General features: G+C 45.7%; 20 protein-coding genes. 5 read left to right on the plus strand and 15 right to left on the minus strand.

Features of this window, described 5'->3' with window-relative positions:
• The first annotated feature begins 4 nt into the window (after positions 1-4).
• Positions 5-1,375, plus strand: a complete 1,371-nt coding sequence (locus tag CPIN_RS15735; protein ID WP_012790808.1) for a RagB/SusD family nutrient uptake outer membrane protein — start codon at positions 5-7, stop codon at positions 1,373-1,375.
• Positions 1,376-1,478: 103 nt separating this feature from the next.
• Here the strand turns inward: CPIN_RS15735 and CPIN_RS15740 are convergent, their stop codons facing one another.
• The 5 genes from CPIN_RS15740 to CPIN_RS15760 all read right to left on the minus strand — a co-directional run bounded on the left by CPIN_RS15740 (position 1,479) and on the right by CPIN_RS15760 (position 4,889).
• Positions 1,479-2,507, minus strand: coding sequence for a hypothetical protein (locus CPIN_RS15740; RefSeq protein ID WP_012790809.1), 1,029 nt, complete (start codon positions 2,505-2,507; stop codon positions 1,479-1,481).
• Positions 2,508-2,556: 49 nt separating this feature from the next.
• Positions 2,557-2,751 carry a hypothetical protein gene (locus CPIN_RS15745; protein ID WP_012790810.1) on the minus strand — a complete coding sequence of 65 codons (195 nt, stop codon included), beginning with the start codon at positions 2,749-2,751 and terminating at the stop codon, positions 2,557-2,559.
• A gap of 125 nt (positions 2,752-2,876) precedes the next feature.
• On the minus strand, positions 2,877-3,080 hold the full coding sequence (locus tag CPIN_RS15750) for a hypothetical protein (protein WP_012790811.1): 204 nt from the start codon (positions 3,078-3,080) through the stop codon (positions 2,877-2,879).
• Between the two features lie 25 nt (positions 3,081-3,105).
• Positions 3,106-3,549, minus strand: a complete 444-nt coding sequence (locus CPIN_RS15755) for a MauE/DoxX family redox-associated membrane protein (RefSeq protein WP_012790812.1) — start codon at positions 3,547-3,549, stop codon at positions 3,106-3,108.
• Between the two features lie 365 nt (positions 3,550-3,914).
• On the minus strand, positions 3,915-4,889 hold the full coding sequence (locus CPIN_RS15760) for a helix-turn-helix transcriptional regulator (RefSeq protein ID WP_187294776.1): 975 nt from the start codon (positions 4,887-4,889) through the stop codon (positions 3,915-3,917).
• A gap of 266 nt (positions 4,890-5,155) precedes the next feature.
• Between CPIN_RS15760 and CPIN_RS15765 the strand changes: the two genes are divergently transcribed.
• The 4 genes from CPIN_RS15765 (at position 5,156) to CPIN_RS15780 (ending at position 8,814) form a co-directional block, all read left to right on the plus strand.
• Complete coding sequence (locus tag CPIN_RS15765; protein ID WP_012790815.1) at positions 5,156-5,413, plus strand: hypothetical protein; 258 nt, start codon at positions 5,156-5,158, stop codon at positions 5,411-5,413.
• 117 nt (positions 5,414-5,530) lie between these two features.
• Complete coding sequence (locus CPIN_RS15770) at positions 5,531-7,351, plus strand: hybrid sensor histidine kinase/response regulator (RefSeq protein ID WP_012790816.1); 1,821 nt, start codon at positions 5,531-5,533, stop codon at positions 7,349-7,351.
• A gap of 219 nt (positions 7,352-7,570) precedes the next feature.
• Positions 7,571-8,380 carry a UbiA family prenyltransferase gene (locus tag CPIN_RS15775; protein WP_187294777.1) on the plus strand — a complete coding sequence of 270 codons (810 nt, stop codon included), beginning with the start codon at positions 7,571-7,573 and terminating at the stop codon, positions 8,378-8,380.
• Positions 8,381-8,439: 59 nt separating this feature from the next.
• Positions 8,440-8,814 carry a hypothetical protein gene (locus CPIN_RS15780; RefSeq protein ID WP_044218839.1) on the plus strand — a complete coding sequence of 125 codons (375 nt, stop codon included), beginning with the start codon at positions 8,440-8,442 and terminating at the stop codon, positions 8,812-8,814.
• 294 nt (positions 8,815-9,108) lie between these two features.
• Here CPIN_RS15780 and CPIN_RS15785 read toward each other — a convergent pair whose 3' ends face one another.
• The 10 genes from CPIN_RS15785 to CPIN_RS15830 form a co-directional block, all read right to left on the minus strand.
• Positions 9,109-9,897, minus strand: a complete 789-nt coding sequence (locus CPIN_RS15785; protein WP_012790819.1) for a hypothetical protein — start codon at positions 9,895-9,897, stop codon at positions 9,109-9,111.
• Between the two features lie 29 nt (positions 9,898-9,926).
• A complete protein-coding gene (locus tag CPIN_RS15790) occupies positions 9,927-10,781 on the minus strand; it encodes a hypothetical protein (RefSeq protein ID WP_012790820.1) in 855 nt (284 codons plus the stop codon).
• A gap of 108 nt (positions 10,782-10,889) precedes the next feature.
• A complete protein-coding gene (locus tag CPIN_RS15795; RefSeq protein ID WP_012790821.1) occupies positions 10,890-11,378 on the minus strand; it encodes a hypothetical protein in 489 nt (162 codons plus the stop codon).
• Between the two features lie 2 nt (positions 11,379-11,380).
• Complete coding sequence (locus tag CPIN_RS15800) at positions 11,381-11,857, minus strand: hypothetical protein (protein ID WP_012790822.1); 477 nt, start codon at positions 11,855-11,857, stop codon at positions 11,381-11,383.
• Between the two features lie 106 nt (positions 11,858-11,963).
• Entirely contained in the window at positions 11,964-12,329 is a 366-nt protein-coding gene (locus CPIN_RS15805) for a hypothetical protein (RefSeq protein WP_012790823.1), read from the minus strand.
• 139 nt (positions 12,330-12,468) lie between these two features.
• On the minus strand, positions 12,469-12,864 hold the full coding sequence (locus CPIN_RS15810; protein ID WP_044218848.1) for a hypothetical protein: 396 nt from the start codon (positions 12,862-12,864) through the stop codon (positions 12,469-12,471).
• Positions 12,865-12,990: 126 nt separating this feature from the next.
• Positions 12,991-13,590 (minus strand): DUF4304 domain-containing protein, encoded by a 600-nt coding sequence (locus tag CPIN_RS15815; RefSeq protein ID WP_187294778.1) that lies wholly within the window; start codon positions 13,588-13,590, stop codon positions 12,991-12,993.
• Positions 13,591-13,670: 80 nt separating this feature from the next.
• A complete protein-coding gene (locus tag CPIN_RS15820; protein ID WP_148230577.1) occupies positions 13,671-14,393 on the minus strand; it encodes a hypothetical protein in 723 nt (240 codons plus the stop codon).
• Positions 14,394-15,142: 749 nt separating this feature from the next.
• Positions 15,143-15,730 (minus strand): hypothetical protein, encoded by a 588-nt coding sequence (locus CPIN_RS15825; RefSeq protein WP_012790827.1) that lies wholly within the window; start codon positions 15,728-15,730, stop codon positions 15,143-15,145.
• 16 nt (positions 15,731-15,746) lie between these two features.
• Positions 15,747-23,003, minus strand: coding sequence for a DUF8696 domain-containing protein (locus tag CPIN_RS15830; RefSeq protein ID WP_012790828.1), 7,257 nt, complete (start codon positions 23,001-23,003; stop codon positions 15,747-15,749).
• Positions 23,004-23,011 lie beyond the last annotated feature (8 nt).

The following is a 23,011-nucleotide window of genomic DNA, read 5'->3' on the forward strand; positions in this document are numbered from 1 at the left end:
TATTATGTACAACTTCCGATATAATATAGTGGCACTTTCGTTTCTTATACTTCTTTCGCTCACTAGTTGCGATAAATTCCTCGACATTGCTCCTCCAGAGGATAAGTACGTAAGTAGCGAAATCTATAACAATGAAAATACCGCTAACTCTGCCGTTTTAGGTATTTATGAGGAAATGATCAGGATTAATTCTGGAATTATAAGCCGGGCAATCACGTTGAATTGTGGTATGGCTTCTGATGAATTGTCCAATTTCAGTCCATTAACAAACGTTTTTCTGAATAATAACATTCCCACCGATAATAACGACATCAACAATTATTGGAGTTTCCTCTATAGTTACGTTTACTCAGCAAATGCTGCCATAGAAGGTTTAGATGCATCAAATGGCCTTCCGGAAGCATTAAAAAAGCAACTCGCAGGTGAAGCGAGGTTTTTAAGGGCGTTTACTTATTTCTATTTAGTCAATATCTGGGGCCCTGTCCCCCTGGCGACTACTACGAAATACCAGGACAACCAGAATTTACCACGGGCAGCGGTAACAGATATTTACAAACAAATCGTGATTGATTTAAAGGAAGCGGCAACATTGTTACCTGTAGGGTATAATTCAGAGAAAATACGTGCCGATAGCTATGCCGCACATGCGTTGCTGGCCAGAGTCTATTTATACATGCAGGATTGGGTTAATGCTGAAGATGAAGCAAGTAAGGTAATTGAGCCTGAGATCTTTTCTCCACTTCCAACCACATCGACAGCTTTCCTAAACAATAGTAAAGAAACGATTTTTCAGTTCAAGCCCGTCAATCCAAACAATAATACCTGGGTAGGAGCAAGTTTTATTCCCTCTACTTCAACGGTTCTGTATCCAGTATCCACTAGGCTCTTATCCGATTTTGAAGCAGGTGATGAAAGGAGAATTAACTGGGTAGGAAGTGTTATGTCGAACGGCAATCCTTCTTATTATCCTTATAAGTATAAAATCAGATCTGGCGGTAATCCCCTTAATGAATACTATATAGTACTTCGCTTAGCTGAACAGTATTTAATAAGAGCTGAAGCACGGGCTAATAACAACGATGTCGAAGGTGCGCGAAGCGATGTGAATGTTGTTCGTTCAAGAGCTAAATTGCCTGATTTGCCAGTAGGAATTAATAAAGAGCAATGTTTAGCTGCCATTATGCATGAAAGGCAGATCGAACTATTCGCAGAGTGGGGGCACCGATGGTTCGATCTTAAACGAACTGGGCAAGCTGACAATGTTTTGAAGCCATTAAAAGGTCAAAATTGGCAGACCACAGATCAACTATGGCCCATACCGGCTTTGCAAATAAAGGCTAATCCAGCATTAAAGCAGAACTTGGGATACCAATGATGCTTACCGCTAAGTTTTGATGTAAATGTTAAATAAAAATTAGAAACTAACCATTATAAAGCTACGCAACAGCGTAGCTTTATTTTTGCCTATATATCCTACTCTAGTTGGCAGTAGTAACGTTAGCAATCAGTACATTATTAGTGGTTAAAATAACTAGTTGATTGTTCAAAGCAGCAATACCTTTTATTTTATCGTTCCGATCCGTTTCAATAAAGTATGTACCCTTATATTGGTTAGTCATATAGTCATAGACATCAATGGGCGATATATTGGTAGTTGAAAATAGCGTATTTCTTTTTAAAGATGTAGACACTACATAAAGCAATCCATTATCTGTGCAGGAGTATGTATTCAGTGTGTTAAGAGGGGCAGCTGTTGTCAAGACTGTTCCGTTGTCACTTTTGGATTCATTTAGTTTAGCGTTATACGATGAAAACGTATCAATGGTATTTCCATTTTTGAGGCTGTTTAAATCTTTATCAAACACCGTAAATTTATTGTAGTAGTAGTGCAGATAAAGTAGTTTTTTAGTCTTTTTGTCGTAATTAAGCATGCCGTCCTCCGAAATACCGCCATCATGTTTTATGAGGGTTATATCCTTAGAAATTGCCTGGCTATCAGTTTGTAAATTAACAGAGGTGAATAACCTATCCCTCAGGCCTTTAGGATAGCTCATGCAAATTAAAGTATTAGTGTCCGCTAGATAGCCTTTTGAGAACGCTAAGTCTGAAAAATCTTTAACAACCTCAGTTGAATTTTGACCGGATAGGGATTTAATTATTTTTTTGTTCTTATAGTCTATTTTATAAAGGGCGGGGGAATCATATTGTAATGTAAAAGACATGCTATAAGTGCTGTCCATCATATTGTTCGCCTTCCAAAGTTTTGAGAGTTTTCCGGTTTGCGTGTTTAAGCAATTAATAGAATAATCTGTATGGGAATATATAAAGATGTTATGCGCCGTTTTTCCGATAAGTCTGTAATCGTTGTAAGGAGCATCTAATTTGCTGGTTGAAGTGATGTTTACTTTTTTTCTGGCGAAATCAGTCTTTCTTTCATTCGACCTGGAAAGCTGAAATAATATAACAACAACTAATAACGCGCTTATAAAGATGATGATCGTCTTCATATTGAATATTTATTGCAGGGCTGAATAAACAGCCCTGCAATGGAAAATGTTAAAGTCTGAACCACTCTCTAACCTGAACACCTGCATCGGTGAATTCAGTAGCGCACAGTGTTCCGTCTTCTAATGTACAATTTGCTGGTTTAGTTGACTGGTGCTGTGAGCTGCCAGGAATGATGTAGTAATTAGCGATAGCAGCAGAAGCTCCTAAAACCAGGGCAATGGCGATGAAAGATAACTTTTTCATTTTAACAGATTTTAATGATTAACATGTGTGTTTGTTGCTAAACCCTTAGAAGGGTTGTCAAGGACCCCAGTAAAAACCGCATCCTATCCATTAAATGCGCATTTAAATATCTTTGAAATATCGTTTTATTGGGCTTCGTGGTACCATTCCCTCACAATAACATTCGCGTCATTATATTCGGAAGCACACAGGATACCACCTTCACTATGGTCGCAAGTTTCCGGCTTTTCAGCATGGTGTTTTGCCTCTCCCGGAAACATATAATAGTTCCCCAAAGCAGCAGATACACCTAATACCAGACTAAACACAATTACGGAAACCTTTCTCATAGCGGTTATTTAAGTATAGTAAAAATCATCCAAATTGAGGTGTTGCTGGACGTAATCCTTCAATATTTAACCTTTTCTGTAGAATAATTCCAATCAAGGAAATAATGACAAAGAAGGCATTAAATATCAAATGCTCGTTCCATCCTAAACTGTTTAGTACACCTCCGCAAGAGCAAGGAATATAATAGCTGAAGTTTAATATGCCGATAATATATGCGGTAAATAAGACCATCATAAAGAAGGAGCAATAAAGTGCAATAAGACGTGTTTTTTCAAACAACAAAAGTCCAACGACGGCTAATTCCGAAAGTGGTAAGAGCCAGGATACCAATGACGACATGCCTAACATGAATGGTGACTTAGCCAATTGTAATTCAAAATTAGCATGATCGAACAGTTTGATCAGACCGGCATATACGAAAAGGAGAACCAGCAGGCTAGTAATCAGTTTAACTAATTTTGTTTTCATAAAATACATCTTATACTGCAAGTGCAGCCCATGAATACAATGGTAACTATAATTCTCTTTTATACTATTTTGAGGGCGGTCCGCTGATCTGCTATCTCCCTACGATAGCAGATCAGAAAACCTGGAACCAATTTTATCTAGGCATTGGCAACCTATAAGGTAAAAGTATTTATCAATGAGGTAGAGATTTTGTAACGAACATTGTGGATACTCTTTAGGTTAAACATAGTTAAGTTTTGGTGCTTATCTATTGCGTAGTAAAATTGCTGAAATTGATGGGAATGGATTGGTAAAATTTCATTTAAAAATTAGGAATCTTTCAATTCCACCGCAACATACCTGCAGTATAGCCCTAAATCATTCATTTATACGCTATTGTTAGCGTCAGAATTATCCTGCCGGTATTTACGTGGTGTAACACCAAATACGCGCTTGAAAACTTTGGTAAAATACCCCTGATCTGCATAGCCTACCTTGTACGCCACATCTGCAATAGGTATGTCGGTTGTACGCAGCAACCGGGCTGCTTCCTGCATACGCGTATCTTCAATGAACTTCTGCGGAGCGCTGCCCATTACCTGCTTAAACGTTTTTTCAAACTTGTCCAGGTTCAGTCGGGCCTTTTTGCTCAGATCCGCTATGGATAAGGACTGGTGCAGATGATGCGTTATGTAATTCGCTACATCCTGTATGCGTTGTTCCAGTTCGTTAGTATCCACTTCCTCCTTACCCGCACCTTCCAGCGCCTGAAAATAGCTTACCAGCAGGTCGTTGATCCTTGCCTGAATAAACAGTTCCTGGCTCTTACCCTTGTACCGGCTATAGCGTATCTTATTCAAAATATCCAGCTCCACCTGCGTAATAGGGTAGGTTGGCAACGCTATGCCGCTGTTTACCTGTTCGTTCTGCCGGGTGTACAGGTCCTTAAACCGGGGGTTCTCGTCTATGAACTGTGATAGGAACGTGAGCGAGAACGATACATACACCGCATCGTAATCCCCTGCCTGAAAAAAAGCTTCGTTCTTCACTTCCGGCGGAATGTAGTAAAACCCATACCGCCTGTTTTGCAGCACCAGGTCGCCAAAGCCTTCCAGCTTGCAGGGTATGTCGCCGTCAATGGTAGCATACAACGCCACCATAGCAGTCTGCGTCGTAGGGTATAAGTAGCTGTCTTCTTTAATAAAAAAGTTCAGCCAGCCCAGTCTCCAGAATGGGGTAGTTATCTCCTGGGTGAGAAAAGAGCCAAAATCGCCTGTTACGAACTCTGCTCCCGCATGGCTTACCTGGTACTGTGCATGCGAAGAAGGGATTTTGTTGCTAACTCTAATGTGCGGTTCCATGTTGGGCGGAACCTTGAATTTCATAACTGCAGGTATGTCGTTCAATGGTTTGGATTTGAGACCAAGTTAAGGGGCTACATGCATCGCATCTCCCGGAGGGTAAGGGAAAGCAATGAGCCTTATTGCAATATCAAGTTTACTAAAAATTTAGCAGATAGCAATGCACATAAGGCATACAGGTGTATGGGCGATGTATAAAAGTGAGTTAGACGTGCTACAATTTTATGATGTAAAATCATTCATCCTCATTTTTAAAATCACCTCTTATGTACTTACATTATGATGTAGCACCGCATTTCCTTAATGGACAACGCTTTCCTATCGACCGTCCTGTAGCTAATGAAAAAGAAGCCGATGCTTTTGTGCAGCATGCCCGCAGGCAGGTGGAGAACGGCAGCCAAAAATCGTATTTCGGCTTTAAATTGCTCGACATAAACAAAAAAGAAATACTGAAGCAGTATAGCAGTATAACCCGGCGTGTGGCTATATCCAGCGCCCCTGAAAACAAAAGCCGACGGAGATAATAGCCGCTCTTATCAACGGCTATTAACAAGTCATTAACCGCAAACCGTTTTAAAAATTCTAATTTGCTTATGACTAATTGGAAAAACTAACGGCTATTCCCTCGAACCTTACGCTTTATGAAAAGTCCCGGAAAGGTATTGAGTGTTGTTACCCTGACTGGCAAACTCAAACTATTACTACAACATTTCGTTAGGCCCATTGTACGTGCAGGAGAAAACAGTGTACCCGAAAAAGAACGCAGCGCCCTACGCAACTTTAATATCATTGCCGCAGTAACCGGCATGATGGTGATCGTATTTGGTGGTATCATCTACTCCATCGTTCCGTCCACCCCTTTTCTCATTGCGCTGATCCTCGAAGCCAGCGCCTTCGCTACGCTTATCTGTCTCAACTACCGTGGTAAGTATCACTACTCAAAAATAGGCATGTACCTTACCCACTGCTTCAGTGCCGTGTACTTCGGTGCCTGGCTGGGAGAGGCCATGCCGGTAGAACTGATTGCCGCCTTTCTCTTCGTGTACCTTATCGGCTCCAGCTGCCAGGTATACAAGGCCTGGGAATCCCGCGCCGGGTTTATCGCTGCTACTATTGCCTTATGGGTGGTGGTCTATCTAAACCGCAGCTTCAAGTTCATACCCGCGCAACATTTTCCGCCTGAATTTCTGCCCATCGTAACCATACTTTGTTGCGGCGGTATGATGGTGCTGATGCTCTTTGTTACCGTGAATATGATCCGGCAGAACGACCGCCTGAAGCAGGAAGCGGAAGAAGCTTCCCTTCAAAAAACCAACTACGTGCACGAAACCTCCCACGAACTGCGTACGCCGCTCAATACGATTATTGGAAATACCGAGCTGCTGCTGGATTGGGAAAGGCAGCTACTCACGCTGCGGGATGGTGAGGCAATATTGGAAGTGATCAACCATCTGCACGATGGCGGCACCATTATGCGGGATATTATCAATAACCAGCTCGATATGGCGAAGATTGAAGCGGGTAAGTTTAATGAGCTATCGCTTTCCGAATTTTCGTTGCACGACCTGCTGGATAGGAGCATCGACCAGCATGCATCCCTGGCCAAAGGCAAGGGCGTGCGCATTGTTCGCTCCTACGACAGGAGGGTGGAGGAGGTGAAAAGTGATCGTCTTTTCATACTGAAGATCACCAACAACCTACTGTCTAACGCTATAAAGTTCACGCTTAACAACAGTGAAGTCACCATCAGCACGCGGTTAAGGGGCGAGGAAATGGAGCTGAGTTTTACCAACCAGAGTTATGTTCCGGAAGACAAAGCCGCTTTGCTGTTCGAGCAATTCCACTCCGAACGCAACCTGCAGACGGCCGGAACGGGGCTGGGACTGGCCATTACCAAGAAGCTGGTAGAGTACCTGCATGGCTCCGTTTCCGTACATACGGGGCCTACGCATACCCGCTTTACCGTGCGGTTGCCATATGTGAAAGCTGTTGCCGGTGACGCTGCCGGCACGCCTGCACCGGAAAAGCTGGTGGTTACCCCTTCCAACGCAGTTCCTGTTGCTGAAGCACCCACGCAACCACTTGCCGGTGTAAAGATCCTGATAGCGGAAGACGACATGATGAACCAGAAGCTGCTGGAAAAAATACTCACCCTGGCCGGCGCCCAGGTGGCCTGTGCCGACACGGCAGAACAGGCTATCAGTCAGTTGGCGGTGTATCATCCTGACGTTATCATTTCCGACCACCACATGCCGGGCATGGGAGGTATTGGTCTGCTCGAATACCTGCGTCACGTTCACCTGCACACGCCAGTCATCATTGCCAGTGGCAGTACCTCAGAAGAACACGTCGCCCACTTCCAAAAGGCCGGGGCCGCCGCGCACATACTAAAACCGATCGACCGAAACCTGCTGCTGGCGATCTTGTCCGATGTACTGGAAAAATATGCTGAAATTCTATAACTCATTAAGTATTAACCGCCAATTTTTGTCCGAAAAAGCTTTTTCTACTAAGTAATATGAACCAAATCTGATTACATTTATGGGAAGGAGAGCCTTTCCATGTCACCCGCCTATTCCTTCAAACCCGTCCTGTTTGCATGCAGGACCCTCCAGCGAGAGCTATACATAGCCTGGAAATTTATAGACAACGACATCTGGGATACCATACTACCGTCCCTCATGATCTTCTTCACCGGCTGGATCTACCATGGCCGATCATGGGCCGAACTGCCGCTGCCATTCCTCACCTCCCTTTCTTACGCGGTACTCTACATCTACACCTTCTGCATGGGCAACCAGCTCGATGGGGTAGAAGAAGACCGGCTCAACAAGCCATACCGTCCGCTCGTAACGGGCCTGGTAACCGTGCGCGAAACCTACCGGCGGTTCTGGATCTACAACATCCTCTACGCCCTGTACGGACTACTGCTGGGCACTTTCTGGTACGCCATCGCCTGGATCATTGTATCCTGCTACCTCAATCTTGGTGGCGGCAGCAACCACTGGGCCACCAAAAATCTCGTTGGAATGACGCTGGGAACCTTCATTCTTTTCAACGTGCAATGGAGCATTGCCCTGCCTGCGGACGCGCATATTGGCACCAATCTCGAAGTCTACTTCGCCCTCATGAGTGCCTGGGCGGGCTTCGCACTGCCTATACAAGACCTGCGCGATATGGCCGGCGACCTCAAAGGAGGACGTCGCACCTTGCCCATTGTTGTAGGCGACACAAGGGCGCGATGGTACCTCTGTATCCACTACCTGATCTTTCTACCCGCCACTTTTCTATGCGCGATGCTCACCCAGGATAGTCTGCACGACATCTTCTCCGTAGCGGTGGACCTGATCATTTTCCTGATCCAGCTCGTGGTCCACTGGACGGTGGCCGTGCGACTGCTGCTGTTCCGTTCACCCTCCGCCGACCACAAAACCTACCACTGCTATGTGCTTTTGTTCGTGGCTTCCATACCGATGGCCTGTTTACTTTGATACATCTGTATACCTGGTGTACCATAACCGGGGTGCTGCTACCGCATATTTGTGGCATTATGGGTAAGCGAAAAGATATGATTGGCAAGGAGCAACTGCGGTCGCTGTCCCGCATTGCCGGCAAAGTAAATTCAGTGAATCTGTTCTCGCCGTACCTGACTGGGCACGGTTACACGCAGCAGGAGCGGATGCTTTTTGCCAAAGGCGACTCGGAGCTGATACAGGTGCGCCAGGAGCAAAACCACTTCACCTACGTGAACCATCTGCGACCGGGTGACAAGGGCGGTTTTATCAACTTCCTGGCTATCCGGATGAACAATGGCGTTACCGGGTTCTCGATTGACCACTACGTGAAGGCTGCTAAAGTTGCGCTGAAAATTTATGAGCGGGTGGCGAAGCGGCTGTCGCCGGGTGGAGTGAAGATGAAGAGGTGATGTTTTTTCCGTCGGCTGTTGCACGCTTCCAGCAAGATGTAGCACCGTGGCACGGCGCATCTTGGTGGCTGCATGCTTCGCCGGCAGCAAAGGGGTGACTGACTCGGAACTCGTACTGTCACCCGGAGGGGGCTTTGCCGCATTGCGTTGATGATGCTTTTATTGTTGTGATGCGAAAGACACTTTGGGGGCGTTTTCGGAGGGTAGTGGCTTCGTCTCCCCAAGGGTTTGAGTACTATGGAGAGACGAAGGCCAAGATGAGGGGGCGATGGTTTGCCTTGGTTATTGCTACTTTTAGCCGGCAAAAAAGTTGAACCCTTTAGCCAGAATCTCTTCTTTGGACAAATGATGTCTGTGATTCCTTTCAAGCGCCATCTGGTAAACTGTTTCGGGATCGGGAAGTACGTTGTCTTCAATACCTACCATGCTGTTGAGGTCTGCGGAGGAAACATCTATACAGTACAATCGAATATCATTGAACAGATTGATGTTTTTCTTGTTAGCCACAATGAAATTAAACCGGTATTCTACTTTTTCCTTTCCACGGCGGGCAAGTGTGCTAATTTCAATTTTATCCGTTCTTGATTCAAGCTCGCTTCGGGTTTGTATTATCTTGTCAAACGAAAGCCTTCCCTCTTCGTTCAATATGCCCAGACGCATTAGTAATTGCTGGTTTAATGGAATGGCCTGGTGAAAGCATAGATCTGGTTTCATGTAACCTTTAACTTCTAGGTCCTGAATGACAGGAAGTTTGAGGAGCTTGATAGCTTCCAGTGTTTGCATGTCTTTTTTCATTTGCCAGTATCGGTCTTTCTGAGAAAGTTTTTTCAACTTATTGCACCATGTGTAGTAGTCTAATATAGTTCCGTTGTGAACTCCGTACGTGTCAAATTTTACCTGGTTATTTACTTTGTGGAGCGACAAGTACCATCCCTGACACTCGTACTGGTTGACGTCCAGATGAATGGCCCCTGTTTTCATGAAGATCGGGTGAAAGTAGTTTTTGGTAGAAGCGACTAGTTCCAGGAAAGTTATACTCTCAAGATCGATCTTATTAATGGCGTTTAACTCGTGATATAACATAGCGATAATTTGATTTCTAATGAATAAGCTTATGGTTTGTGCATGTGAGGACTGAATAAACCCTCTTTGGGATTAAACTTTACCTCCGGATTCTTTTCAGGGACGTTAAGGCCGTAGGTATTTATAGTCCGTATTTGTATGTCAGGCGGGTTTAGGAGGTGGTTGCATAAGGTTTCGGGATCGGGTAAGCTATAACGACTCATCTGCCACGACCGGCTTTGGCCATTCGACGAGATGATCACTTTTTTCCAGTATATGTCTTCAAAGAGGTTTATCCTTTCTTTATTCCGATAACCGAATTCAAAGGTGAATGCAACGGTATTGCCCCCTATGCGTGCTGTAGTGGTTATCTGATTGCTTTTGAGGGTTCTCTGTAATACCGATCTCGCCTGAAAGGTTTTTTCGTAATTGATAATGCCGTTCTGGTCCAGTATTCCCAGATGGGAGAGGAACTGCACATTTAAAGGCACTGTTGAATGGAAATAGATATCCGGATGAAGGTATCCTCTATGCTCTAAATGCTGGATGGCAGGCAGCTTAAGCGTCTCTGCTGCTTCCAAAATGAGCAACTCCTGTTTTATCCTGGCATAAATAGGCTCAGGTCTCGCATTTTTTCTACCGTAAAAATGTAAAAAGAAGTCTATGATATTGCCTTCTACATTTAACTCGTCAGGATCAGTAGAGTAGCGAAAGCACCATTGGCTTCCTATTGCTTCGATGCGCACATCGTTTCCTTTGTGGCTGTACCGGAATGTGTCCATATGTTGGCAGTTCAGCTGCATCAGCGCAAAATGAAAATAGTTTTTGTTAATGACCAGCGACTTCAGGGCATCCCAATTGTAATGCTGGGCAACGTCTATATCTCTCAGTTCGTGATAGATCATACTGCATGATTTTAAAGGAGCGAAATAATTTTGTGACAACTATCTATATCTGAAACCCTGCTCTGGCTGAATTCAGATCTGATAGCAATAACGGTTAATGAATACAACTTAATAAACCGGATCGCGTTCAATCGACGGACGGTCGGGGTGAAAGCTCATTCTTATTCGTTGATTTGTTCTGAGACTAAAGTATTCGGCCGTATTGATTCCAACAAAACGAAAGAGGAGGTGTACCTGCTTACGGCCCTCTGTTTGGAGCGAAAGATCGAAGCATCTAAATTGTGGAAATTCGGGTAGCACCTCCAATCCTATTTTTCTGACAAACAAGGCGCCGATATCTTCCAGGAATCGTTTCTCCTCTTGCTCCGTTCCAGGACCGGTATCAATATGTATGAAAATAGTATCGGTATTCCAGGAAGGAACCAGGTCTATATCGCGGTCCATAAAGGGGGAGAGGAGCTCCTTTGCTATTTTCCGGATCTGCAGTGTCAGGTATTTCCTATCCTCAAGGTTATTGGCGGTTCTACTCTTACGCTGTGCCTGTGCATAAAAACAGCTCATGATAAGGGCCCATGTCATTATAAGTTTCCTGTTCATGATTACTGCTTTTTGACAGGGGTGAGATCGACTCTGTAGCATCTGTTGTATATTTTGCTGAAGTACTCCGCCAATCCGCCTTCTAAGAAGTGATAGGTAAATGCTATTTCCCGCTTGCTTTTGGGATCCAAAGCAAGTACCTGGAAATAGTTAAACTCAGGAAATTCGTTGAAGAGTTTCCGCCAGAAGATACTCGTTAAAGTGATGGACGCTTTTTCAAGTGAAGCTGCTATTTCTCGTTCACCTGAAAACCCGGCTGTTATTTGGAACTTAAACGTATCGGAACGAAAGCGAAGACAAGCAATATCCGGCCTACAAGCAATGTCCTGCATTTCCGGAAAGTCTTCTTTTATAATTTTATTAAACTGCTCATTAAAATACTTCCTGTCGCCGGTATATATTGTATAACGAGGACGCTTTTGAGCGAAAGTGGTGATGGTGATCATCATAGCACCTAGGCTCATTACCATAAATCTCATATTCATTTCGTTTCAGTTCGGAAAAAAGAATAGATGGAACCTCGCCAAATGGCAAGGTTCCCTGGTTTTGGTTGGCGGATATGGGTATAGAAAAAAAGTGTGACGGCTATTGAACAGTCATTTCATCTATGGATATATTGATGGTTGGTTTTGGTTGATCAATCGCAAGTACTACCGTTTGTCCCCCGATCTCCAGGAGACGTGGGCGATTATCGTCAAAGTGAAAACTCCATGCAGCCTGCTTATCCGCCTGTGGAAGGTCGTTCGCCAACGTGGTCTGCAATCTCACTAGCTGGCCCTGGTACTGTTCGTAGAAGTGTGCCTGTAATTGATCCCTTTGCGTACAAAGACGAAAGGAGAATACGGGTTTGAATGGTGACATGCCTGCGCGGAGCATGCTGAATCTTCTCATTTCTAAAGTGGCTGCCGTAGTTTTGAGGCGCGATGGGCCTTGTTTCAATTGTGTTGTCATTTTTCTTTGCATTTATAGTTATCGTTAAATCTTTGTTTACTGGGTAGTCGGTGAAGGAAAACATAGAGTCAGATAAGAATATCCAGACTCGCACCTAGAATTAACCTAAAAAACCATGGGGGTAATTCCCATTTTTCAATTATTCCTGCTTACCGCTGCCTTTCTCCGGAACATATCTTTTCAGAAACATCTCGCGGCGGCCGATGAACTCATTAGCTGATGCATCATTGCTGCCTGTTATGTGCAATCTGCCATCGGGTAGGGGCTCTACCTCGTATTTCCGTTCGTAGGGAATGCCGTGCATACGTGTAATCAGTTTGTTATTCACTAATTGATACCGCATGTAGATGAAAGGATGCGGTCCGAGCACAGGGCTGCTGTATGTCAGTTCGCCTCTTTCCGTGAATCTGATAAGTATGTCCTTTTTGGGTATGTACGTCTGACTGTCCATGTCTCTCATGAGCACGGGCATGGTGTCGTCGGTTGTTGCATCATCGATTATCCATTCACCTAACAAAAAATTAGTTTGCATCATTCTCATTCACATCTCAATTAATAATGGTTCCCCTTATTGCAAAATGCCCTGGCACTTAACAAGCTTCCCGCAGGCTTATGCCGATAGTGTATTGGTGCATTATATTGCCTTGACATGGGCATCACTTTATTGAAAACTGTTAAGCCACCTCACATGCTTTTGCCACTCATTGTACAAGTGGTGAGATTGTAATTTCTTTTTATAGTCGTTGGCGATTACCTGCCATTGCGGATTAGCGCGAAACCTTAATAGGCTGGTAAGATTCACCATGTTCCTGAACTCCATGATTTCGCTACCGTTTTTAACTTTCCATGCTCTTAGCAAATGGTCTTCTACCATATATTTATTTAACAGTGGCAGGCCAACTTTTCTAAGCACTTCCAGCACCTGATCGGCAACTATGCTGATGTTGTCATCGTTCAATACCCAGCAATGCCGTTGATTGCCTAGTATGAATGGCCCTAGCTCTTCTCTCCAATGTGCATCGTGTATTCTATAGGACCGAAACTGAACCACATCGTTGAAGAATGTTTTCAAGGCACTACAGACTACGCCAATTACTAATGTGAACTTGTAGTTGTTGGTATAGCTATTCGAATTCCTTTGCATACTAATGATACCATGATAGCCCTTTTGGGAGCAATGAAACTCTGTTTGTATCCGTGTAAAACCGTTACATATTAATTCCGGGGTAATAGCGTCCATTAAACGTTCGTACTTCGTCATATTCTGTCTGTTGTAACCATCGACATCAGTTCGTTGTAGGGCATCGATGATGATTTTATGATTGAATGGATTGGCTGTCGTTAACCTGGTTGTGAGAAGAGGACCTTTAACCATTTTTTTTGTGTTTCACTGTAGTAACTCACCGAGTCGCCATCCATGCAGTGAAACTCCATCCCAACCGGGGCTCCCGTTGTCGATATTGCGGACAATACCACAATTTTAAATTGCGGGAAGTATTTTAAGAATTTAGACCTCAGCACCTGCACCACCTGGGGACCGGATGATTCCAGTAGTCTCTTGATCACTGCAGGGTCTTCAGGTTTTGCACCAAGCCGAAATTCAAATATTTCAGCAGCATTTTTGAACTGGTCTTCCTGAATGTCTTTATCTGAATCATTGCCGAAGGTTTCTTTCGCGAACTTCCTTATTTCGGCGGTCAGAAACTTCCGGTCTTCTTCGTTAACTGTTGACCGAACCATTTTGATTTGTGTAGTATTATCGCTGGCAGCTTCTTTCGTTCGAGGCTGGCTGTGGTTCGCCTGTGCACTACCAGAAATTGCCGTCTTGCCGGTGGCAGGCGGCGCTTTCGGCACCTGACTGTTCGTTGTTAACGAGCTTTGCGGCTGATGTTTCGATGTCTGGCTGTTTGTTGTTGCAGCGCTTCGCAGCTGGGGGTGCGCTTTAGTAATTTTGGGTGAAGCATTTTGTTGGTTCACTTTCGTTTTGTTCAAAGCTGGCGAGGTGTTTTGCGCATGCGTGTTGCTACAAATGACCGTTAGCATTAAAATTAAGCAGTACTTCATGATTCTGTTGTTATAGTATTTGTTAATTGATTGACTTGTAAACTGGTAGAACCCCTTCGTTTTTATATTAATAATGCACATGACCTTTATCGTTTACAGCCTTTGAGGGAAAAGAATAACTAGCCGGATAAGAATACCCAGCTCTCGGTTGGACAAATGCCGGCCTGGAGGCCGGACTTGGTACTAATTCAAGTTCGTTATCTCTGATACCAGTTTGATGCGTATCCTCTTATGGCTCCTGTCACTACTGCTTTCAACCGTTTCCGAAAGAGCGTCGTCGTCTGTTTCACTTTCTATCTGCCATGTTCGTAAAAGTATGTTCATCATTGTCCTTCTCCATTCAATCATTTGATACAGGTTATATACATAGCCGGACAAGAATATCCAGCTCTAAGAATTCGTATGAAAAAACTCCAACTGTACATTGGAGAGCGTCTTTATCCTGTATCTCCTGATCATTATAGTAATGTTAAACAAGAAGCAAAGCAAAAGCTGTCTTTGCCGTAAGGGCAAAGAAATACCAGGCCGAACAAGACTGTTCAGCCATTATTCATGCAACGTAGATTAATACGTGTGTCGCAGGAATGTACCATGGTGACACATCGTATCACTACACCCCAATTAGTGGATATTCAAAGCACAAGTAATAGTTCCATCACCTCCGTTCATCCATTCCGATAATGAGAAGTAAGGTCAGCTTGCGTACTTCGTTTTTCCGGTTTGATAAACCATAAGTAATGCCAGCAGCATTACTTATGGTCCGGAGAGAAATCAACATGGTCAAATGGGTAGAAGTCTCCTGATTCACCTACACATTTGATGAAGATCTCTTTTGGAATTTGGTTAGCAAAATCAATTTTCGTGATGGCGTTACAATCCTGCTGACCTGGAAAAACAAGGCTGGTGCCTTCTATTTTTACCGGAAGCGAAAGGGTGTCCGGTACTGCATAATCACCTAAGTAGTTATTATGCTGGTCGTATAATAACACTGCTCCGGTATAATGTGCTTTGCGACTGTCAAAACCGCCGGTTATATTTATCAGGTTGAGAAATTTTAACGTTGTATCACTTTTTGTTTTTATAGATCCCATATAGGTCATCCTGTACCTGGTGCGGTCGGGATCGCCTTTGATCTCATACTCGACCTGTTTTCCTACTTCGCCCTTTTCTACTACCTGTTTAGGGTAGTCTGCATTCTGCGAACAGGCTGTTAAGAAGACCTGCATGAACGCTCCTATCAAGAATGCTGCTTTCATATTACTGAACGCGCTGTTACCCTGAGGGGCGTTGATACAACTGTTTTTACTAAACGGGCTTACTAAAAATGGTGTTTTCATACGTGCATTTATGTTTTTATCTAAGTATTGGTTCGTTTTTTTGCTGCTCTGGAATTTTTAACTGTGGAGGCCTGCTAAGCCACTCTATGGCTTTTTTTGGTATTGATTTATTACCCTCTATCACCTTCTTCAGCAACTGCTCTATCTGCTCCGTGTAGAACTCGTTGCCGCCACCGTTGTAATTTTTAACGGCTTTTTTGTAGCCCTGGAAGGTGTAGGTCTTTTTCCCGCCTTTGTCTACTTTTATTCCGCCTTTGAATCCTTTGGTCATAAGTATTCTAACGCCTAACCAGAGTGATATGGAAGGGGTCATTACTTCGTCCTTTTTTATTCCATAGGCTTGTTTTAACTGATGGGAAGTTTTCCAGTCGCCGCGGACGTTTGATTGCATAATATCCGTTATGCCGCGATCGCCCATGGTAGATTCTTCCATTACCATTGCTTTCACCAAGGTAGGATTAAGATCAGGAATCTGAGCCAGCTCCGACTTGGGTATTGGATTTCCTCCTTCTGTATACAGTTGCAAAGCGCCTGCATTCTTTGCCTGGTTCACATAGCCGGTACGTGCGGCGATCAGGTAGTCGTATTGCTGATATTTATCGTCTGTAGTAGCCATTCCCCCTTTTTCCGCGATAATGCCAGGCATCGGTACTTCTATCCAGCCTATGTTCGACTTTGCAGGATCTGCTGCCATATAGGAGAATTGAATGAATGTTCTGAACTCCGCATCGCTCTTGATTCTGTGCACTTCCCGTCCGTATATATCTATATACACAATATCGGTAGGTTTTTTGCCATTTCCATCTATATAGCGAACCGGGTTGCCTAAGCAATAATTGTAAGGACTGAATGCCTGCATTTCCGAGGCTTTAGGGTCGAGGGTGGTCCAGTTGCCTGCAAGGGCGTTGTACCAGCGGGCACCGAAATCAGCCAATTTCAGACCAGCGCCATCGGCAAATTCCTTGTCGTTCAGTTCTTTTCCGCCAAACAGCTTGCGGTTCTCGATATAGTCATCGCCTTTCAATGCTTTGCTGCTAATGCCTGCCATGATACCGCCATACGGATAATAATGCGTTTCTTCCAACAGGCGGCCATAGTGCTCCACTACCAGCCGGTCGAAGTACACATCCTGTCCGGTTTCGTTGGATACGAAGAAATACATAAAGCCCGTTTTCTTCACCACCATTTTGCCCGTACTCAATACCTGCACCGCATCGGGCGCATTCTGTACCTGTAACACCCCTGTGTTATCATCCGACATATTGAACTGATCGTCAAATCCGGCGTAGTTCATGAATGCCTTCAGCTTATCCGGCTGGTTCTGGGATGGGTCGTTATTCTTCATTTCGTTATACAAGGCGGCATTCATGGTACTGATCGGGCTTCCCGCGCCTGATCCTTTATGGATACCGTCGACCACGCCCACGCCGCTAAAGGCAGAAAGCAACGCGGTTACCAGGTCGTTAACAGGGGAGGTGTAGGAACTGCTGCTGCCCGATTTATAAAAGGCCTTTACGCCCACCTGTACCGTATCACCGGCCATTACACGCAATACCAGGGAAGGGCCGATCTTCTGTCCATTCTGTGCATTCAGTTTGGCCACGAAGTTGTTAGGGGCATTCGATGCGTCCGCAGGATAGCCTACCGGTTTGGGAACACGGGTATTGTCGATATTACTGAAAAGTAAATTCTCCGTTTCCGCATACTCCGGTTCCATCGTGGCTACGTACTTAGACGTATCGCTTTCGGTGGCAATCACCATTCTTATATTACCTGCGTTATCCGGTATATAATAATCCCAGCTAAACTTAGGAGGTCTGTTCTCCTTGTACACCATTCTTATCCTGCCTTCATCATAAAATACCTCTCTCAGCGTGTCATTGGTATATACCAGATCTCCCATATAATCCGTTTCTATCCTTTTTACCGGTGTGCTGGTGCTATCTACTACCAGCTTTCTCAGCTTGTTACCATCTGCATCATACAAGAACGAAACAACACCCTTTCCAGGCACGGCCACTCTTTCCGGCAGGTTCAGCACATTGTACCAGGTAGAATCGATCCCTTTGTTACGATCTCTGGTCTGGTTACTGTTTTGGTCATACGTAAAGTCGGTAGCCGTATTACTTACCAGCTCATTAAAATCATCCCGGTTCTGGCCACCGCTTACATTCTTATGATCTTTCACATAATTCAGCTTATTCGAATTCGCATAAAAGCCCATTTCCAGGCTATCCACCTTTCTGCTCACCGCGCCATCCATACCATACTGCACCATAGAAGAAAGATTGGTATTGTCATCATACTTAAAGGCAGACGAAAAATCGACAGGGCTGTTGGTCCAGGTGGTGCTGCCTTCATTCTGCTGACTAAAGTCAGACTCCACCAGGCGGCTCATTTGATCATACCCAAAACCGAGTGCGCGGGCTACCGATCCTTTCGTTTTCCAGCTACTACCACTCAGCTCACCGCTGTACTGGCGGGCACTGAACCCTTTATCAAAACCAATCACCTGTCCGAACCAATTCGACGAACCGCCCGTACCATTAACAAAACTCTTATTAATACCCTCCAATCCGTTCATGCCATAACTATAATCAAACGTTTCCAGTTGGGCGGTTGTTCCGGTTACGCCGATCCGTTTTTTACTCACCTTGCCCAGCTCATTATACGTTTTATACGAAATGGTGCGCTGTGCGGCAAAGTCATCATTCAGGCAAAGCTTAACAGAATCTATCTTTCCTGCCGGGTTGAAATGATACGTGTACAATAAGGTAGTAGGAGTAGTGGCTGCCGCTGCGTTCATGTGTGCAACATACCTGCTGAGCAGCTCCCCAGAAAAGTTATACAGCGAAGTTGTAGTGGAAATGCCACCACTGCTGTTATTTCTTACTATTTGGGCATTCCTGTTCCTATGGTCAAAATACGCGGTACTTACCAGCCACTGATCGGTGCCCAAAATCCTTACTTTAACGCCCGTAGACAAACCGGTGTTTATGGTGCTAAAAGCAGCAGGAACATCCGGGTTATCATTGCTATACACCTTCGCCTTACCCAACAACGACGGAACAGCAGGCAAAGCACCGGCGAACGTATAATCATCGTAATAAAAATACTTATTTACCTTGAGAGAAGCGGGATTCACGGCTGTAAGGAAACTATTCAGCGTTACCACCTCTGTATCACCCGCCGCCGCCGGGTCTATTTCCAGCGTAACGGCCGACGTATTCGTATTAAAGCCCGGCAGCAAAGTAATGCTGGTAGTTGCCTCATACAAAGCAGCCCCGCCATACTGTTCCATCACCAGGTTGACTTCCGGATAGCTGTGAGTAACCGTTTTCGACGCTACGCCGTAGGTTAACAGACTATCCTGCAGTACCAGTCTGGAAGAAGGAGAGAAGTACTGGCCGTTCATTACCACCCGGTTCAGGGCATCAAAGCCTACCAGCCGCCAATAGCCGCGCTGCTTATCATTTCCGTTCCGCTCCAATACCAGTCGCTCCCGGCCATCGTACACCATTTCATTCACGGCACCGGGCATGCGGTTCACCACCGCCAGGCCATATTTATCATAAAAACTACCAAAACACAGCTCCGTAAAAATCGCAGAGGTCATCACCCAATTGCTCTTAATCGCATTTACCGCCTTCGGTGTAATCACCACGCGCTGGCGACCAAAATCGTCCCGTACATAATAGGTACACAGCCAGTCATCATGTGTTTCGCCGATCTTAGCTCCAAACTGCACCTTCTCCAGCACTACCTGACCCTGTTCATCCTTATACGTTACCGTTTTGGTATTCGACTCATCCGTCGTTTCCGTTACCATCAAACTACCGGCCGGATACACCGCGGTACTTACCGGCAGGTCCGACTCGCTATAGCCGATTCTCCAAACCCGCACGCCCTCGCTCAATCTGTTCGTGCGTGAAAGCGTTCTGTTGCCACGGGCATTTCCTTCCCAGGACTTACCCGGCTTACGCGTTTCATTTACCTCATCATCCGGGGCATTGTCGAACACCTTCCTCGAATAGTAAAAGTTTTCCTTATTCTCATAGAAGGTATTATAAAAGGCTGTCTGCACACTGCCAGGGCTTAGTTTAAAATTGCCATCCGAAGCATTATCCGGATAGGGTAAAAAGCTCACCGCTTCCCGGCCCAAGTCATCATAGAAGGTCGTTTTCACCCAATCCTTGCCTGCATTCGTCGCCTTCTTATCCACCACCTGCAGCGTACGTCCGAAACCATCCATATACTCTGTGCTCTCGCGTACATCCTGTACATTCGTTAGCGCATCGGCCGCCGTTTCTGTAGTAACGCCAGACTTACGCACCGTTCTGGTACGGATATAATTCATGTTCGTGGCCGAAGCGCCCGATCCGTATGCCTTCATTGTTGCTACTGGCTCCGTAACCGATACCATCGTAGACGTATCCGGAATAATAGTTTGCGCACCTTCCACGCGAATGCATACTGTATTGGAATAAGTAACTTCCGCTCCACAGGTAACCTTTCTTCTATAAAAAGCCGTGCCGGTAAGGCCCGTAAGGCTGGCCGAAGGCAGCACATCCCAATTCATTTCATCGGTCGACTTCTGAAATTCATAGGCATACCCACCGGCGCAAGCTCCATTAGAAGCACCCGCCACATTCGTAATGCTGGCGCTGCCACCTGGCGCCACGGGCGATGCCGATACGCCAATAATGCCACCGAGCAATTGCACCTGCACCAGGGCTGGATTGGAGAACACTGATACTCCGTTGCTCGTTACCTTCACCCTGTAATACTGATTCGTTGTTCCCGCAGCAGGCTGATAATTCTGGTTATCCGTATTGGCTATGTCTGCCCATGAAGAGCCGTTCGCCGATTGCTGCCAGGTAAAGCTGTTCACGCCATTTCCACCTGACACGGTAGACAACCGCAAGCTTTGCGCCTCGCCGTTCACCGAAACCGTTTGAACAGCCGGACTCACCGTTCCGATCACCAGTTGGGGATACACCTTTACGGTAGCACTTATGCTTGTTTGTGAAACGCCATTGCTCGTAACGATCACCCGGAAAGACCTGTCCTTCGTTAAAGTACCCGCGGTGTATGTTGCTGACGTAGCCCCACTGATGGTGTACCAATAACCATCGTCCTCCGTATATTGCCAAACATAACTATACGTGCCGTTACCGCCCGAAGGGCTCACCGTAAACGAGCCGGCGGCTGTATTGTAGTTAATGCTCTTCAGGGCGGGGCTAATGGCGCCTGCGGAGAACTCCGGCAATACATTCACCGCTACACTTGCAGCAGTAGCCGAAACTCCGTTGCTGGTAACAATCACCCTGTAATAAGCCGTTTCGGTAAGCATTCCCGGATTCAACTGATCGTCTGTAGCCCCGGAAATGCTTGTCCAGGTGCTGTTGTTATCCGACGACTGCCATTGATAGGTATACACACCACTACCGCCCGTAGGATTCGCCGTTAGCTGTGGTGCCACCGCGTTGTTATTTATCGTTGCGCTGGCAGGAGATATACTACCGGCTTGTAACGCCGCATACACAAACACCGTCGCCGTATTGCTCCATATAGAGGTTCCATTGCTGATCGCCTCTCTGCGGTAATACCGCTTACTGGTTAACGCAGGTGGCGTATAATTTTGGGCCGTAGCCCCGCTGATGTAGCTCCAGCTAACATTATCCGTTGAAAACTGCCACTTATAGTCATACAATGGTCCACCGCCAGAAGGCACCGTACCCGAAAGCTGTCCGGGACTGGTATTGTAATTTACCGTAACAGTAGCCGGTGTAATCGTACCGCCCGAGGTGAGGGGAGGATCTACTGTTACCGTCACTTTAGGCGCATACACCGTTACTCCATTGCAGGTAACAGACCTGCGATAATGTGTGGTAGCCGTAAGCGCAGGAGGCGTATAATTTACGCCCGTAGCTCCGCTGATGGTTGAAAAGGTTATATTATCCGGCGAAGACTGCCAGGCATAACTGTACGTGCCGTTGCCGCCTGTAGCTGCCGTGCCGGTAATAGCAGTGGGCACTGTATTATAATCAATACTCTGGCTGGCGGGTGAAAGCGTGCCAGCCACTAACTGAGGATATACCTGAATATAAATGCTGTTCGATGTTCTGCTTTCCGATCCACAGAACACCACCACCCGGTAATAGGTAGAAGCCGTAAGCGGTCCGGGTGTAAAGTTCAACGCCGTTGCCCCCGCAATATCACTAAACGTAGTACCATTCGTGGAAGACTGCCATTTGAAAGAATAACTTCCCGAACAGCCACCACCGCTGCGGGTAGGGCCATTGATCTGCGGGACAGACGTATTATAATTCACCGCGCTGCCTACCGGGCTGGCAATACTGCCAATCACAAACTGCGGATACACGCTGATCAACACCACATTCGAAAACGCTGTTTCCGTGCCTCTCTTAACCATCCTTTTAAAATAGGTAGACGCTGTAAGCGCTCCGGGGTTCAGGGAAAGGCCCGTTTGTCCGGAGATATCCGAATAATTCGTACCATCTGTGCTTTTTTGCCACTGATACGCATAACTGCCGTTCCAGCCGCCGGAAGCATCCGTGGCAGAGTTAATGGTACCCGGATTGGTATTATAGATCACCGGCTGGCTTACCGGGTTGGTTATGGTACCACCCGTTAGCGACGGAACCACGTTCACCGTGATGCCGGTAGACGTTACCGAAAAGCCACCTGCAAACACCACACGTCTATAGTTCATCGTTTGTGTCATTGCCGGTAACGTAAGCGTGGCGCTCGTAGCACCATCGATGTCTGTCCAGTCGTCTGACAAGGCATTAAACGTATACGGATTCTGCTGCCACTGAAACGTATACCCCTCACAGCCAGGAATGGCGGTAACAGAGGTAAGCGGATCTGGCACCGTACCACTCACTATATTCTGCGTAGCGCCTACATTGATCTGATTATCGCTCAGCACCACCGGCGAAAAATACACCGTAGTACCGCCATTTTTACTCATACTTATTTGTGTAGAGCCGGCATTGTTCGAATAGATCACGGTAATATTCGACACGTTCTGGCCATTCTTACAACTTGTGCTAACACCCGAGATCGTACCGCCGTTCACACACCACGAAAAACTATCTCCAATGCTCCAGGAGCCATTAATGCTAAACGTCACTGCCTGTCCCGGTAAAACACAAGACGGCCCCTGAATGCTATACGACTGGGCCCATGCCGCCAGGTGCGGCACCAGCACCAATAAACCAAGAAGAAAAAGTCTCAAAAATCTCATGACTCAAT

The sequence above is a fragment of the Chitinophaga pinensis DSM 2588 genome (assembly GCF_000024005.1).
Classification (GTDB): Bacteria; Bacteroidota; Bacteroidia; order Chitinophagales; family Chitinophagaceae; genus Chitinophaga; species Chitinophaga pinensis.